The 15,643-nt window shown below is 60.8% G+C and carries 13 protein-coding genes; all 13 read left to right on the top strand.

The features are described 5' to 3' along the window. The first annotated feature begins 108 nt into the window (after positions 1-108). The 13 genes from hutC to IB246_RS09620 all read left to right on the top strand — a co-directional run bounded on the left by hutC (position 109) and on the right by IB246_RS09620 (position 15,589). Complete coding sequence (gene hutC / locus IB246_RS09680) at positions 109-819, top strand: histidine utilization repressor (protein WP_172435301.1); 711 nt, start codon at positions 109-111, stop codon at positions 817-819. After that, complete coding sequence (locus IB246_RS09675; protein WP_008036585.1) at positions 816-1,385, top strand: HutD family protein; 570 nt, start codon at positions 816-818, stop codon at positions 1,383-1,385. The genes hutC and IB246_RS09675 overlap by 4 nt, the downstream gene beginning before the upstream one ends. 445 nt (positions 1,386-1,830) lie before the next feature. Further along, complete coding sequence (gene hutU / locus IB246_RS09670) at positions 1,831-3,519, top strand: urocanate hydratase (protein ID WP_008025267.1); 1,689 nt, start codon at positions 1,831-1,833, stop codon at positions 3,517-3,519. 158 nt (positions 3,520-3,677) lie between these two features. Then, positions 3,678-5,147 carry a purine-cytosine permease family protein gene (locus IB246_RS09665; protein WP_008036587.1) on the top strand — a complete coding sequence of 490 codons (1,470 nt, stop codon included), beginning with the start codon at positions 3,678-3,680 and terminating at the stop codon, positions 5,145-5,147. Between the two features lie 69 nt (positions 5,148-5,216). Then, on the top strand, positions 5,217-6,185 hold the full coding sequence (locus IB246_RS09660) for an ABC transporter substrate-binding protein (protein WP_008025265.1): 969 nt from the start codon (positions 5,217-5,219) through the stop codon (positions 6,183-6,185). Between the two features lie 70 nt (positions 6,186-6,255). Then, the gene (locus IB246_RS09655; RefSeq protein WP_008025264.1) at positions 6,256-7,107 is read left to right on the top strand and encodes an ABC transporter permease; all 852 of its coding nucleotides are present in this window, start codon (positions 6,256-6,258) and stop codon (positions 7,105-7,107) included. Beyond that, positions 7,104-7,934: a quaternary amine ABC transporter ATP-binding protein gene (locus IB246_RS09650; RefSeq protein ID WP_008036590.1), complete on the top strand. Its 831-nt coding sequence runs from the start codon at positions 7,104-7,106 to the stop codon at positions 7,932-7,934. The genes IB246_RS09655 and IB246_RS09650 overlap by 4 nt, the downstream gene beginning before the upstream one ends. A gap of 127 nt (positions 7,935-8,061) precedes the next feature. After that, positions 8,062-9,585 carry a histidine ammonia-lyase gene (hutH, locus tag IB246_RS09645; RefSeq protein WP_008036591.1) on the top strand — a complete coding sequence of 508 codons (1,524 nt, stop codon included), beginning with the start codon at positions 8,062-8,064 and terminating at the stop codon, positions 9,583-9,585. Between the two features lie 131 nt (positions 9,586-9,716). Next, positions 9,717-11,249, top strand: coding sequence for a histidine ammonia-lyase (hutH, locus tag IB246_RS09640; protein ID WP_008036592.1), 1,533 nt, complete (start codon positions 9,717-9,719; stop codon positions 11,247-11,249). Between the two features lie 87 nt (positions 11,250-11,336). Beyond that, a complete protein-coding gene (gene hutI / locus IB246_RS09635) occupies positions 11,337-12,542 on the top strand; it encodes an imidazolonepropionase (protein WP_008036593.1) in 1,206 nt (401 codons plus the stop codon). 10 nt (positions 12,543-12,552) lie between these two features. Further along, positions 12,553-13,356, top strand: coding sequence for an N-formylglutamate deformylase (gene hutG, locus IB246_RS09630; protein WP_008036594.1), 804 nt, complete (start codon positions 12,553-12,555; stop codon positions 13,354-13,356). Between the two features lie 262 nt (positions 13,357-13,618). Further along, positions 13,619-14,566 carry a choline ABC transporter substrate-binding protein gene (locus IB246_RS09625; RefSeq protein ID WP_008036596.1) on the top strand — a complete coding sequence of 316 codons (948 nt, stop codon included), beginning with the start codon at positions 13,619-13,621 and terminating at the stop codon, positions 14,564-14,566. Positions 14,567-14,659: 93 nt separating this feature from the next. Continuing rightward, a complete protein-coding gene (locus IB246_RS09620; RefSeq protein ID WP_008041900.1) occupies positions 14,660-15,589 on the top strand; it encodes an alpha/beta hydrolase in 930 nt (309 codons plus the stop codon). Positions 15,590-15,643: the final 54 nt, after the last annotated feature.

Raw genomic sequence — 15,643 nt, 5'->3', positions numbered from 1 at the left:
TACAGACGTTTGCCTGCCCGGTAAACTCCGGCAAGCTAGCAACCTCTCTTCAACGAACAAGGATTAACCGTGCCGACTCCGCCTGCAGTGTCACCGTTGGCCGCGAACATGGGCGACAGTCCGGCGCCCTTGTACGCCCGCGTCAAACAGATGATCACCCAGCAAATCGACAGTGGAAACTGGCCGCCGCACTACCGCGTTCCGTCGGAAAGCGAGCTGGTCAGCCAACTCGGTTTCAGCCGCATGACCATCAACCGCGCCCTGCGCGAGATGACTGCCGACGGTCTGTTGGTGCGTATGCAAGGCGTCGGCACGTTCGTCGCCGAACCGAAAAGCCAGTCCGCGCTGTTCGAAGTACACAACATCGCCGACGAAATCGCCTCCCGTGGCCATCGCCATACCTGCAAGGTCATTACCCTTGAAGAAGAGGCCGCCGGTTCCGAGCGCGCCCTGGCGCTGGACATGCGTGAAGGTCAAAAAGTCTTCCACTCGCTGATCGTGCATTTCGAAAACGATATTCCGGTGCAAATCGAAGACCGTTTCGTCAACGCGCTGGTCGCCCCGGACTACCTCAAGCAGGACTTCACCCTGCAAACGCCTTACGCCTATCTGAACCAGGTCGCGCCGCTGACCGAAGGCGAGCATGTGGTCGAGGCGATTCTGGCCGAGGCCAGCGAGTGCAAATTGCTGCAGATTGAGAAAGGCGAGCCGTGCCTGCTGATTCGTCGCCGCACCTGGTCTGGCCGTCAGCCAGTGACCGCCGCCCGTTTGATCCACCCTGGTTCCCGTCATCGTCTGGAAGGTCGGTTTCATAAATGAGTCAGATAAAGGTTTTACGTGCCGTTGATTACCCGCGCATGCCGTGGAAAAACGGCGGCGGCAGCACTGAAGAAATCACCCGCGATGCGGGTACTGGCCTGGATGGTTTCGGTTGGCGCCTGTCGATTGCCGATATCGGTGAGTCGGGCGGTTTCTCGACGTTCACCGGCTATGAGCGGGTGATCACCGTGCTGCAAGGCGACGGCATGACCTTGCGCGTCGATGGCCAGGACACGCATCCGTTGTTACCGCTGGAACCGTTTGCGTTCAGTGGCGAGAGCCAGGTGTCGTGCACTCTGCTTGGCGGAGCGATTCGCGACTTCAACCTGATCTATGCGCCGCAGCGTTACAGCGCACGGTTGCAGTGGCTGGACGGTGAGCAACGGTTTTTCAGTTCGGCGGGCACGGTGTTGGTGTTCAGTGTCGGCGAGGCGCTGGAATTGCAGGTCGGTAACAACACCCAGCAATTGGGTCGCCATGACTGCCTGCAACTCGACGGTAATAACGGCCTGCTGGAAGTCTCCAGTAAAGGCCCGTGCTGTGTGGTCGAGCTGACTGCACGCTGATCCAAAATCCTTTCGCGGGCAAGCCTCGCTCCTACAGTGGACCGCAGATCCCCTGTAGGAGCGAGGCTTGCCCACGAAGTTTTTCCACCGATCAAATCCGTTCCCTAATGCGCACCACTTTGTTACCGAACGCCCCAGCGTGGCGCAAAACCACGCTCAAGTAACAACAGTCCTCCCCTCCGCAAAATCCTCCCGAAAAATTTCATCTTCTCCAAAACCCTTGATCCAGGGGGCTTCCAGCCTTCCAGAAACTTTTCTTGAACACCCATCCAACAAGTTGGCCGCTTGATTGCATATGCTTGTATGTACAAGTAAAGACGTATGCGTATGAGTCGATCGAGACTCTCCGCAGCGTCCACTGATTCGCTTGTGTCGCGTTGACGCGCACAGGCTGGCTTACCCACCGCCAGGGTTGGTTTGAATTGATCGCTGAGGAGTCTTTTTCGTGACTGACAATACCCAGAAACCTACTAAGTTTCGTGACGTTGAAATCCGTGCCGCCCGCGGTAACAAGCTGACCGCCAAGAGCTGGCTGACCGAAGCGCCGCTGCGCATGCTGATGAACAACCTCGACCCGGAAGTCGCCGAGAACCCTAAAGAGCTGGTGGTTTACGGTGGTATCGGTCGTGCGGCGCGTAACTGGGAATGCTACGACAAGATTGTCGAAAGCCTGACCAACCTGAACGAAGACGAGACCCTGCTGGTGCAATCCGGCAAGCCGGTCGGCGTGTTCAAGACCCACGCCAACGCCCCGCGCGTACTGATCGCCAACTCCAACCTGGTGCCACACTGGGCGAGCTGGGAACACTTCAACGAACTCGACGCCAAAGGCCTGGCCATGTACGGCCAGATGACCGCCGGCAGCTGGATCTACATCGGTAGCCAGGGCATCGTTCAAGGCACCTACGAAACCTTCGTCGAAGCCGGTCGCCAACACTACAACGATGACCTCAAAGGTCGTTGGGTCCTGACCGCAGGCCTGGGCGGCATGGGCGGCGCTCAACCTCTGGCTGCAACCCTGGCCGGCGCTTGCTCGCTGAACATCGAATGCCAACAGGTCAGCATCGACTTCCGTTTGAACAGCCGCTACGTCGACGAGCAAGCCAAAGACCTCGACGACGCCCTGGCCCGCATCGAGAAATACACCAAGGAAGGCAAAGCGATTTCCATCGCCCTGCTGGGGAACGCCGCTGAAATCCTGCCGGAACTGGTCCGTCGCGGTGTGCGTCCGGATATGGTCACCGACCAGACCAGCGCCCACGACCCGCTCAACGGTTACCTGCCGGCTGGCTGGACCTGGGAAGAGTACCGCGCTCGTGCCAAGACCGAGCCTGCTGCCGTGGTGAAAGCCGCCAAGCAATCGATGGCCGTGCACGTTAAAGCGATGCTGGATTTCCAGAAAATGGGCATCCCGACTTTCGACTACGGCAACAACATCCGTCAGATGGCCCAGGAAGAAGGCGTGGAAAACGCATTCGACTTCCCAGGCTTCGTACCAGCTTACATCCGTCCGCTGTTCTGCCGTGGTATCGGCCCGTTCCGTTGGGCTGCACTGTCGGGCAACGCCGAAGACATCTACAAAACCGACGCCAAGGTCAAAGAACTGATCCCGGACGACGCCCACCTGCACAACTGGCTGGACATGGCGCGCGAGCGCATCAGCTTCCAGGGTCTGCCGGCGCGTATCTGCTGGGTTGGCCTGGGCCTGCGCGCCAAGCTTGGCCTGGCGTTCAACGAAATGGTACGCAGCGGTGAATTGTCCGCGCCAATCGTGATCGGCCGCGACCACCTGGACTCCGGTTCGGTGTCGAGCCCGAACCGCGAAACCGAATCGATGCAAGACGGTTCCGATGCCGTGTCCGACTGGCCACTGCTCAACGCCCTGCTCAACACCGCGAGCGGCGCGACCTGGGTTTCCCTGCATCACGGCGGCGGCGTCGGCATGGGCTTCTCCCAGCATTCCGGCATGGTGATTGTCTGCGACGGTACTGACGAAGCGGCCGAGCGTATTGCCCGCGTTCTGCACAACGACCCGGCCACCGGCGTTATGCGTCACGCCGATGCGGGTTACCAGATCGCGATCGACTGCGCCAAGGAACAAGGGCTGAACCTGCCGATGATTACCGGTAAATAAAACAGCCTTAGGCACTACGCAAAACCTGTAGGAGCGAGGCTTGCCCGCGAAGGCGTCTTTACTGACCCACCGCGGTTCGCGGGCAAGTCGGATCGCCGCACCGCTCGCTCCTACAGGGGCAACACCAACCCGGAAGAACAATCCACAGAGGTTGAATCATGGCTGTTAACAACGATCGTGCAGGCAGCAAACCGTTGATCGAGAAACGCTCGATCGACTACATCCCGGAATCGGAAAGACACGGTCGTCTGTTCAGCCAGTTCACGCTGTGGATGGGTGCCAACCTGCAAATCACCGCGATTGTCACCGGGGCCCTGGCCGTGGTGCTGGGCGGTGACGTGTTCTGGTCGTTGATCGGTCTGTTGATCGGTCAACTGCTCGGCGGCGGGGTGATGGCGCTGCACGCTGCGCAAGGGCCCAAGCTTGGCCTGCCGCAGATGATCTCCAGCCGTGTGCAGTTCGGCGTTTATGGCGCGGCGATCCCGATCGTTCTGGTGTGCCTGATGTACCTGGGTTTCACCGCAACGGGCACCGTGCTGTCCGGTCAGGCGCTGGGCCAGTTGTTTGGCGTCAGTGACACCGTCGGTATCCTCATCTTCGCCAGTGTCATCGTGCTGGTCACGGTGCTGGGCTATCGGGTGATCCATTGGATTGGCCGTATTGCCAGCGTCATTGGTGTGATTGCCTTCGTTTACCTGTTCAGCCGTTTGATGAGCCAGACCGACGTTGGCGCACTCCTGCAAATCCGCCACTTCAGCTGGAGCAGCTTCCTGCTTGCGGTGTCGCTCGCGGCGTCCTGGCAGATCGCCTTCGGTCCTTACGTGGCTGACTATTCACGCTACCTGCCGAGCAAGACTTCCTCGGTGAAAACCTTTTTCGCCGCGGGTGCAGGTTCGGTCATTGGCGCGCAGGTGGCGATGATCCTCGGCGTGTTTGCCGCCGCCTCGGCCAATGGGCAATTCGCCGGTCACGAAGTGGCCTACATCGTGGGTCTGGGTGGTACCGGTGCCACCGCTGCGCTGCTGTACTTCAGCATCGCGTTCGGCAAGGTCACCATCTCCACGCTGAACTCCTACGGCAGCTTCATGTGCATCGCGACCATCATCAGCGGTTTCCGTGGTGACCTGAAAGTAACGCGCTTGCAGCGTCTGCTGTTTGTGCTGGTCATCGTCGGTACGGCGACCCTGATGGCGTTGCTCGGCCAGCACTCGTTCCTCGGTGCGTTCAAGTCCTTCATCCTGTTCTTGCTGGCGTTCTTTACCCCATGGAGCGCGATCAACCTGGTGGACTACTACTGCATCACCCGCGAGCGCTATGACGTGCCGGCGCTGTCCGATCCGAACGGTCGTTACGGTCGTTGGAACGTTCTGGGTATCAGCGTCTATGTTTTCGGTGTGCTGGTGCAGCTGCCATTCATCTCCAGCAAGTTCTATACAGGTCCGCTGGTGGCCGCTCTGGGTGATGTGGATATCTCCTGGATCATCGGCCTGGTGATTCCCGCCGGCCTGTATTACGTGTGTGCAAAAAAATGGCACGGCACAGTGCCCGATCAACTGATCCTGCCGGTCGAGCGGGACGTTATTACCGAACAAAAGCTGAATGTCGGTCGCGCTGCGGCGCAGGCCTGATTGGACGTGGACAGGGCTGGATGCCTCTTGACTGCCGTAAGCCAATTCATGATTAGGAGCGTCACAACAATGAAATCGAACAAGACCCTGCTGACCACATTGCTTTCCATGGGCCTGCTGGCCAGCGCCGGCGCCACTCAGGCAGCCGGTTGGTGCGAATCGGGCAAACCGGTGAAATTCGCCGGCCTGAACTGGGAAAGCGCCATGCTCCTGACCGACGTGCTGCAAGTCGTGCTGGAGAAAGGCTACGACTGCAAGACCGACAGCCTGCCGGGCAACTCCATCACCATGGAAAACGCCCTGAGCAGCAACGACATTCAAGTGTTTGCCGAAGAGTGGGTCGGCCGCAGCGAAGTCTGGAACAAGGCCGAGAAGGCCGGCAAAGTCGTCGGTGTCGGCGCGCCAGTCGTGGGCGCAGTCGAAGGCTGGTACGTACCGCGCTACGTGATCGAAGGCGACGCCAAGCGCAAACTGGAAGCCAAGGCGCCGGACCTGAAAAACATTGCTGACCTGGGCAAGTATGCCGCCGTGTTCAAGGACGCCGAAGAGCCAGCCAAGGGCCGTTTCTACAACTGCCCGGCGGGCTGGACCTGTGAGCTGGACAACAGCGAAATGCTGAAAAGCTACGGCCTGGAAAGCAGCTACACCAACTTCCGTCCGGGCACCGGCCCGGCACTGGATGCCGCAGTGCTGTCGAGCTACAAGCGTGGCGAGCCGATCCTGTTCTACTACTGGTCGCCAACGCCGCTGATGGGCCAGGTTGACCTGGTGAAACTCGAAGAGAAGCCGGGCGTGGACAAGCGCGTGACCATCAAGGTTGGCCTGTCCAAGACCTTCCACGAGCAAGCGCCGGAACTGGTGGCCGTGCTGGAAAAGGTCAACCTGCCGATCGACCTGCTGAACCAGAACCTCGGGCGTATGGCCAAAGAGCGGATCGAGTCGCCAAAACTGGCCAAGATCTTCTTGAAGGAACATCCTGAAGTCTGGCACGCATGGGTGAGCGAAGACGCAGCCAAAAAGATCGACGCGGCCTTGTAGGTTGAGCTTCTCCGACTGCCGTCAGCGGCAGTCGGATGCTTGATCGCAACCCCTTGATTGAGAGTCTCTTATGTTTCCCGAAAGCTTTACCTTTTCCATCGCCGACTGGGTCAACGGTTGGGTCGATTCGCTGGTCACCAACTACGGCGATGTGTTCCGCAGCATCTCCGACACCCTGTTGTGGGCCATCGTCAATCTTGAAGGGCTGCTGCGTGCGGCGCCCTGGTGGCTGATGCTGGCGATCGTGGCGGGCGTTGCCTGGCACGCGACCCGCAAGGTCGTGACCACCTCCGTGATCGTCGGTTTGCTGTTCCTGGTGGGCGCGGTCGGCCTCTGGGACAAGCTGATGCAGACCCTCGCGCTGATGATGGTCGCGACGGTCATTTCGGTGCTGATCGGCATTCCGCTGGGCATTCTCTCGGCACGCAGCAATCGCCTGCGTTCGGTGCTGATGCCGTTGCTGGACATCATGCAGACCATGCCGAGCTTCGTGTACCTGATCCCGGTGCTGATGCTGTTCGGCCTGGGCAAGGTCCCGGCGATTTTCGCCACCGTGATCTACGCCGCGCCGCCGCTGATCCGCCTGACTGATCTGGGCATCCGCCAGGTCGACGGTGAAGTGATGGAAGCGATCAACGCCTTCGGTGCCAACCGCTGGCAGCAACTGTTTGGTGTGCAACTGCCGCTGGCCCTGCCGAGCATCATGGCCGGGATCAACCAGACCACCATGATGGCCCTGTCGATGGTGGTGATTGCCTCGATGATCGGTGCCCGTGGCCTGGGTGAAGATGTGTTGGTGGGGATTCAGACCCTCAACGTCGGACGCGGCCTTGAAGCCGGTCTGGCGATCGTGATTCTGGCAGTGGTGATCGACCGCATTACACAGGCGTACGGTCGTGCACGGCATGAGGTGAGCAAATGAGCAACGCAGCCATCAGCAAGATCGAAGTCAAAAACGTCTTCAAGATTTTCGGTAACCGTTCCAAGGAAGCGCTGGGCATGATCGGCCAGGGCAAGACCAAGGATCAGGTGCTGGCCGAAACCGGTTGCGTAGTCGGTGTGAACGACCTGTCGTTGAGCATCGGCAGCGGCGAGATCTTCGTGATCATGGGCCTGTCCGGTTCCGGTAAATCGACCCTGGTGCGCCACTTCAACCGCCTGATCGACCCGACCAGCGGCGCGATCCTGGTGGATGGCGTGGACATCCTGCAATACGACATGGAAGCCCTGCGCGAATTTCGTCGTCGCAAGATCAGCATGGTGTTCCAGAGCTTCGGCCTGTTGCCGCACAAGACTGTGGTGGACAACGTCGCCTATGGCCTGAAAGTGCGCGGCGAGAGCAAGCAGATGTGCACCGAACGCGCGCTGCACTGGATCAACACCGTGGGCCTCAAGGGCTACGAAAACAAATACCCGCATCAGCTCTCGGGCGGCATGCGTCAGCGTGTGGGCCTGGCGCGTGCGTTGGCGGCGGACACCGACATCATCCTGATGGACGAAGCCTTCAGTGCGCTCGATCCGCTGATTCGCGCCGAGATGCAGGACCAGTTGCTGGAGCTGCAAAAGACCCTGCACAAGACCATCGTCTTCATCACCCACGACCTCGACGAGGCCGTGCGCATCGGCAACCGCATCGCGATCCTCAAGGATGGCCGCCTGATTCAGGTCGGCACCCCGCGAGAGATCCTGCATTCGCCGGCGGATGAGTATGTCGACCGGTTCGTACAGCGGCGGGCGGCGGTGGTTTAAAGGTTTGCGGCGTTTGTGCCGGCCCCATCGCGAGCAGGCTCGCTCCCACACCTGTAGGAGCGAGGCTTGCCCGCGAAGGCGCCGGTGAAGCTGCATCAATATTCAGGATGTACGGTTGAGGTTAATGATGTCCCAGGCTGAAAAAATCGTTATCGCCGATGCCCCGTTGCGTTGGCAGGATGTGGTCGCGGTAGCCCGTCACGGCGCACAACTCGAGCTGTCGGCCCAGACCTGGGCACGCATCGACAATGCCCAGGCGATCGTCCAGCGCATCGTCACCAGCGGCGAACGCGCCTATGGCGTCAACACCGGTCTGGGCGCGCTTTGCAACGTATCGCTCAAAGACGAACAGCTCAGCCAACTGTCACGCAACACCTTGCTCAGCCACGCCTGTGGCGTCGGCGCACCACTGGCCGACGAGCAGACCCGCGCGATCATGTGCGCAGCGATCCGCAACTACTCCCAGGGCAAATCCGGCATTCACCGGCAAGTGGTCGAAGCCTTACTGGCGCTGCTCAATCGGGGCATCACCCCGCAAGTGCCGTCCCAGGGTTCGGTCGGTTACCTGACCCACATGGCACACATCGGCATCGCACTGCTGGGTGTCGGCAATGTCAGCTATCGCGGGCAGATTGTTTCCGCTCAACAGGCGCTGGCTGAAGAAGGCCTGCAACCGGTTCAACTCGGTGCCAAGGACGGTTTGTGCCTGGTCAACGGCACGCCGTGCATGAGTGGCCTCAGCTGCCTGGCGATTGCCGATGCGACGCGCCTGCTGCAGTGGGCCGACGTAATCAGTGCCATGAGCTTCGAAGCCCAGCGTGGCCAGATCGCGGCGTTCGACGCCGAGATCATCGCCCTGAAACCGCACCCGGGAATGCAGCAGGTCGGGATCAACCTGCGGGCGCTGCTTGATGGCAGCGAAGTGATTGCCAGCAGCAAAGGCATTCGTACGCAGGATGCGCTGAGCATCCGGTCGATCCCGCAAGTCCATGGCGCCGCTCGCGATCAGCTCGATCACGCGATCAAGCAAGTCGAAACAGAACTCAACGGCTGCACGGATAACCCGTTGCTGCTGGGCACGCCGGATGATTTCCGCGTCATGTCCCAAGCCAACCCGCACGGTCAGTCCGTGGCCCTGGCAGCTGATTTGCTGGCCATCGCCATGGCCGAAATCGGCTCCATCGCCGAACGACGTCTGGACCGTTTGATCAACCCGCACGTCAGCGGTTTGCCGGCGTTCCTGGTGGCCAATCCGGGGGTGAACTCCGGGATGATGATCGTGCAATACGTCGCCGCTTCGCTGTGTGCGGAAAACCGCCAGTTGGCGCAACCGGCGGTGCTCGACAACTACGTCACTTCCGGCTTGCAGGAAGACCACCTGAGCATGGGCACCAACGCCGCGCTGAAGCTGCATCGCGCGCTGGAAAACTGCACGCAGATCCTCGCCATCGAGTACCTGCTGGCGGCCCAGGCTTTTGAGTTCCTCAAAGAGCAACGCTTCGGCGCCGGCACCGATGCGGCGTGGCGTCTGCTGCGTGAGCGTGTTCCGGCCTACGACCAGGATCGCTGGCTGGCGCCGGACATCGCCGCCGCTGCCGGCGTATTGAAAGACTCGAATTTGCTGCACAAGGCTTTACCGAATCTGAACTGATTTCCACACAACACCAACGTGCCAAGGCGCGGCTCCCAAAAAGCGAGTCGCGACGGACAACGGATATCTCCGGAGCGTCTGGTGAGTCTTCTTCGTTTATGAAGAATAAAAACTCTCAAAAGGAGCACAAAATGACTGCACTAAACCTGATCCCCGGCCAACTGAGCCTTGCCCAACTGCGTGATGTCTATCAGCAACCGGTCAAAATCACCCTCGATAACAGCGCTGCTGCCCAGATCGAAGCCAGCGTTGCCTGCGTGGAACAGATCCTCGCCGAGAACCGCACCGCTTACGGCATCAACACCGGTTTCGGCCTGCTGGCCTCGACCCGCATCGCCAGCGAAGACCTCGAAAACCTGCAGCGCTCGCTGGTGCTGTCCCACGCTGCCGGCGTCGGCGAGCCGATCAGCGACGCGTTGGTGCGTCTGGTCATGGTGCTCAAGGTCAACAGCCTGAGCCGTGGTTTCTCCGGTATTCGTCGCGTGGTCATCGACGCGCTGATCGCCCTGATCAACGCCGAGGTTTACCCGCACATTCCATTGAAAGGTTCGGTCGGTGCCTCCGGCGACCTGGCGCCATTGGCCCACATGTCGCTGGTGCTGTTGGGTGAAGGCAAGGCTCGTTACAAAGGCGAGTGGATGGAAGCGACCGAAGCGCTGAAAGTCGCCGGTCTGACCCCGCTGACCCTGGCTGCGAAAGAAGGCCTGGCGCTGCTCAACGGTACTCAGGTGTCCACCGCTTACGCATTGCGCGGTCTGTTCGAAGGTGAAGATCTGTTCGCGGGCGCCCTGGCGCTGGGCGGCCTGACCGTCGAAGCGGTGCTGGGTTCGCGCTCGCCGTTCGACGCCCGTATCCACGCTGCCCGTGGCCAGAAAGGCCAGATCGACGCCGCTGCCGCTTACCGCGACCTGCTGGGCGAGCGCAGTGAAGTGTCCGACTCGCACGAGAACTGCGAAAAGGTCCAGGACCCGTACTCCCTGCGCTGCCAGCCGCAAGTCATGGGCGCCTGCCTGACCCAGTTCCGTCAGGCTGCCGAAGTGCTCGCCGTCGAAGCCAACGCCGTTTCGGATAACCCGTTGGTGTTCGCTGCTGAAGGTGACGTGATCTCTGGCGGTAACTTCCACGCCGAACCTGTCGCGATGGCCGCCGACAACATGGCCCTGGCCATTGCTGAAATCGGCTCGCTGAGCGAACGCCGCATCTCGCTGATGATGGACAAGCACATGTCGCAACTGCCGCCGTTCCTGGTGGCCAATGGCGGCGTGAACTCCGGTTTCATGATCGCCCAGGTGACCGCTGCGGCACTCGCCAGCGAGAACAAGGCGTTGTCCCATCCGCATTCGGTGGACAGCCTGCCGACCTCCGCCAACCAGGAAGACCACGTGTCGATGGCTCCGGCTGCCGGCAAGCGTCTGTGGGAAATGGCCGAGAACACCCGTGGCATCCTCGCGGTGGAATGGCTGGCCGCCGCTCAAGGCCTGGACCTGCGCGACGGTCTGAAGACCTCGCCGAAACTGGAAAAGGTTCGGGCGACTCTGCGTAAAGAAGTGCCGTTCTATGAGAAGGACCGCTTCTTTGCGCCGGACATCAATGCGGCCAGCGAGTTGTTGGCGACGCGTTGCCTGAATGAACTGGTGACGGCGAAGTTGCTGCCTAGTCTGTGATGGCCTCTTCGCGGGCAAGCCTCGCTCCTACCTTGTAGGAGCGAGGCTTGCCCGCGAACCGATTTTGAACATTGTGGAGATTACGGGATGAAAACTCTCTGGCAACACTGCCACGTCGCAACCATGGCGCAAGGCGTCTACTCGATCATCGAGGACGCGGCCATCGTGACGTCCGGTGCGCACATTGAGTGGATCGGCCCACGTGCTGAACTGCCGGCGGGTGAATACCCGGCCGTCAACGATTTGAACGGGGCCTGGGTTACGCCGGGCCTGATCGACTGCCACACCCACACGGTGTTTGGCGGTAACCGCAGCGGTGAATTCGAACAGCGTCTGCAAGGCGTCAGCTATGCGGAAATCGCCGCGGCCGGCGGCGGCATCGCCAGCACCGTGCGCGCCACGCGGGCGGCCAGTGAAGACGAGTTGTTCGCCAGCGCCGCCAAGCGGTTGAATAGTTTGATGCGCGATGGCGTGACCAGCATCGAAATCAAATCCGGCTACGGCCTCGACCTGGCCAACGAACGCAAGATGCTGCGCGTGGCCCGCCGTCTCGGCGCGGAACTGCCGATCAGTGTGCGCAGCACCTGCCTGGCGGCCCACGCCTTGCCGCCGGAGTACAAGGATCGCGCCGACGACTACATCGATCACATCTGCGCCGAGATGCTCCCGGCCCTGGCCGCCGAAGGGCTGGTGGATGCGGTGGACGCGTTTTGCGAATACCTGGCGTTTTCGCCGGCACAGGTCGAGCGCGTGTTCGTCACAGCGCAAAAACTGGGCTTGCCGGTGAAGCTGCATGCCGAGCAACTGTCGTCGTTGCACGGTTCGAGCCTGGCGGCGCGTTATCACGCTCTGTCCGCCGATCACCTGGAATTCATGACCGAAGAAGACGCCATCGCCATGGCCGCGTCCGGCACGGTCGCCGTGTTGTTGCCCGGCGCGTTCTACTTCCTGCGCGAAACCCAACTGCCGCCAATGGATGCGTTGCGCAAACACGGGGTGAAAATCGCCATCGCCAGCGACCTCAACCCTGGCACGTCACCGGCGCTGTCGCTGCGCTTGATGCTGAACATGGCTTGCACCTGTTTCCGCATGACCCCGGAAGAAGCCCTGGCCGGTGCGACAATTCATGCCGCCACCGCGCTGGGCATGGCCGACACCCATGGTTCGCTGGAAGCCGGCAAGGTCGCTGACTTCGTCGCCTGGCAAATCGATCGTCCCGCCGACCTGTCGTACTGGCTGGGCGGTGACCTGGAAAAACGCGTCGTGCGTCACGGCGTCGAAACAAGCGTTTAGGAGAGCAGTTGTGGATAAGGTTCTGAACTTCAAACAAGGCCGCGTGCCGCTGCTGATCAGCATGCCCCACGCCGGCGTGCGCCTGACCCCGGCGGTTGAAGCCGGGTTGATCCCCGACGCGAAAAGCTTGCCGGACACCGACTGGCACATCCCGAAACTCTACGAATTCGCTGCCGAGCTGGGCGCCAGCACCCTGGCTGCCGAGTACTCGCGGTTTGTCATCGACCTGAACCGACCTTCGGACGACAAACCGTTGTACGTCGGCGCCACCACCGGTTTGTACCCGGCGACGCTGTTTGACGGCATTCCGTTGTTCCGTGAAGGCATGGAGCCGTCGGCCGCTGAGCGTGCGACGTATCTGGAGCAGGTCTGGACGCCGTATCACAGCACGTTGCAGAACGAGCTGGCTCGTATGAAAGCCGAATTCGGCTATGCATTGCTGTTTGATGCGCACTCGATCCGCTCGATCATCCCGCACCTGTTCGACGGCAAGCTGCCGGACTTCAACCTCGGCACGTTCAACGGCGCCAGTTGCGATCCACAGTTGGCGACTCAACTGGAAGCGATCTGCGCCAGGCACACCGATTACAGCCATGTGCTGAACGGGCGCTTCAAGGGCGGCCACATCACCCGGCACTATGGCAATCCGGCGCAAAACATCCACGCCGTGCAACTGGAGTTGGGCCAGTGCACGTACATGGAAGAGTTCGAGCCGTTCCGTTATCGCCCGGACCTGGCAGAGCCGACACAAGTGGTGCTCAAGGAGCTGCTGCAAGGGCTGCTGGCCTGGGGCCAAAAACACTACAACGCTTAACCCCTGTGGGAGCGAGACCGGCTTGCCGGCGATAGCGGTATGTCAGACAACACTTATGTCGACTGATACTCCGCCATCGCCGGCAAGCCGGTCTCGCTCCTACAGGTTGTTGTTTGCCTCCGGAGCCGGTGATGACAGTCGCCACTGTGCAAATCTCGGTCGCTACAGTTCGCTTTTGGTCTCTCACTGCTGCGTAATGTTCTGGACACGGTGCATCAAGACACCGGCCCCATAATAATTCTGCCGCACGAGATCATTCCCAATGAAAAGACTGTTGACCTGCTGTCTCTCAATCCTCTGCGGTACCGCTCTCCTGAGCACCCCTGTCCTGGCCAGTGACGATGCTTCCTGCAAAGCCGTGCGCATGGGTGTGGTCAACTGGACCGACGTCATCGCCACCAGCGGCATGGCCGACGTGCTGCTCAACGGCCTTGGCTACGAAAGCAAGCAAACCAGCGCCGTGCAGCAAATCATCTTCGCCGGCATCCGCGACAAGCGCCTGGACATCTTCCTCGGTTACTGGAAACCGGCGATGGACAAGAACATCGCGCCGTTCCTGGCCGCCAATCAAGTGAAGGTCCTTGAAAAACCGAGCCTGGCCGACGCCCAGGCAACTCTCGCCGTGCCGGAATACGTGGCCGAGGCGGGGCTGAAAACCTTTTCCGATATCGCCAAATTCAAAGACAAGCTCGGTGGCAAAATCTACGGCATCGAGCCGGGCAGTGGCGCCAACACCACGATCAAAACCATGATCGAGTCCAATCAGTTCGGCTTGAAGGATTTCAAACTGATCGAGTCCGGTGAGGCCGGCATGCTTGCGGCTGTGCAACGGGCGGTGAATCGCAAGGAGTTCGTGGTGTTCGTCGGCTGGACGCCGCACCCGATGAACATCAACATGAAAATCGCTTACCTGACCGGCAGCGAAGATGTTTACGGGCCGAACGAAGGCGCGGCGACGGTCTCCACCGTGACGTCCCCGGACTACGCCGAGCGTTGCCCGAACGTGAACCGCTTGCTGGAGAACCTGACCTTCACCGCCGCCCAGGAAAGCCAGCTGATGGTGCCGATCATGGAGCGCAAGACGCCGCAGGACGTGGCCAAGCAGTGGCTGCGTGATCATCCGCAAGACCTGCAGCGCTGGTTGGCCGGTGTCAGCAGTTTTGATGGCAAGGATGGCGTTGCAACCGTCCAGGCCAGCCTGAAAAACTGACCGTAACGCAAAACCCCTGTGGGAGCGAGACCGGCTTGCCGGTCTCGCTCCCACAGGGTTATCCACTCGTCACAAATCCTCGGCGGCAGGTCCATGGAAACTTATCCCCTTTCTGACCAAATGACGGCATTCGTCGAAAAAACCGTCAGCTTCAACGCCACCGACACCAGCCTCGCCGGACTGCGCCAGGCCTACAGCGAGATGTGCCGGGCGTTCACCCCGCCGCGTCCCGCCGGGCTGTATGTCGTGGATTTTGAATTGGCCGGCGTACCGATTCGGTCCTATCAGCCAACAGCTTTGCCATCGACCGACGGTAGCCCGTGCATTGTGTATCTGCACGGCGGCGGTTGGGTGGTGGGGGATCTGGATTCCCACGACTTCATCTGCGCCGAGCTGGCGTCGACGCTCGGCGTGTTGGTGATCGCGGTCGATTATCGTCTGGCGCCGGAGCATCCGTTTCCAGCGGCGTTCGATGACTGTCTGAAAGTCTGGCGAGCGCTGCGCACCGGGCCGTTTCAGCTGGACCCCGCACGTACGCTGGTGGCGGGTGACAGCGCCGGTGGCAATCTCGCCGCCGCGCTGTGCCTGGCACTGCGCGATGCGGGTGAACCACTGCCGGCGGCGCAAGTGCTGATCTATCCCGGCCTCGGTGGCGATCACCGTTTGCCTTCACGCAGTGAATGCAGCGACGCTCCGCTGCTCAGCAGCAGTGACGTGGATTGTTATCACGCCTTGTATTTGCGAGGCACTCAAACGCCTGGCACCTATGCCATGCCGTTGCTCGCCGGGGATTTGCGCGGATTGCCGCCGGCATTGATCGCGGTGGCGCAGTTCGACCCGCTACGCGATGACGGCGTGCTGTACGCCGAGCGCCTGAACGCTGCGGGCGTGGCCGCGACGCTTTATTACGGGGAAGGGCTGGTTCATGGCTGTCTGCGGGCGCGGGGTCAGGTCGCGGAGGTCGATGCGCTCTACGAAACGCTGCTCGGCTATTTGGCAAAAAAACGGGTGGCCAAACTCTGACTCTGCATGGACATGCTCATTGACGTAAATCGGGTTTATGATGCCCAACGGCAG

It is taken from the genome of Pseudomonas sp. PDM01 (assembly GCF_014852325.1).
Taxonomy (GTDB): Bacteria; Pseudomonadota; Gammaproteobacteria; order Pseudomonadales; family Pseudomonadaceae; genus Aquipseudomonas; species Aquipseudomonas migulae.
This window is presented reverse-complemented; position numbering and strand designations above follow the sequence as displayed.

What these genes read in the sequence shown, in the direction of transcription:
- hutH (WP_008036591.1), top strand. Translation starts at nt 8,062, where the DNA reads ATGTCCCAGGCTGAAAAAATCGTTATCGCCGATGCCCCGTTGCGTTGG.
- hutC (WP_172435301.1), top strand. Translation starts at nt 109, where the DNA reads ATGGGCGACAGTCCGGCGCCCTTGTACGCCCGCGTCAAACAGATGATC.
- IB246_RS09665 (WP_008036587.1), top strand. Translation starts at nt 3,678, where the DNA reads ATGGCTGTTAACAACGATCGTGCAGGCAGCAAACCGTTGATCGAGAAA.
- IB246_RS09620 (WP_008041900.1), top strand. Translation starts at nt 14,660, where the DNA reads ATGGAAACTTATCCCCTTTCTGACCAAATGACGGCATTCGTCGAAAAA.
- IB246_RS09660 (WP_008025265.1), top strand. Translation starts at nt 5,217, where the DNA reads ATGAAATCGAACAAGACCCTGCTGACCACATTGCTTTCCATGGGCCTG.
- IB246_RS09675 (WP_008036585.1), top strand. Translation starts at nt 816, where the DNA reads ATGAGTCAGATAAAGGTTTTACGTGCCGTTGATTACCCGCGCATGCCG.
- hutH (WP_008036592.1), top strand. Translation starts at nt 9,717, where the DNA reads ATGACTGCACTAAACCTGATCCCCGGCCAACTGAGCCTTGCCCAACTG.
- IB246_RS09650 (WP_008036590.1), top strand. Translation starts at nt 7,104, where the DNA reads ATGAGCAACGCAGCCATCAGCAAGATCGAAGTCAAAAACGTCTTCAAG.
- IB246_RS09655 (WP_008025264.1), top strand. Translation starts at nt 6,256, where the DNA reads ATGTTTCCCGAAAGCTTTACCTTTTCCATCGCCGACTGGGTCAACGGT.
- IB246_RS09625 (WP_008036596.1), top strand. Translation starts at nt 13,619, where the DNA reads ATGAAAAGACTGTTGACCTGCTGTCTCTCAATCCTCTGCGGTACCGCT.
- hutI (WP_008036593.1), top strand. Translation starts at nt 11,337, where the DNA reads ATGAAAACTCTCTGGCAACACTGCCACGTCGCAACCATGGCGCAAGGC.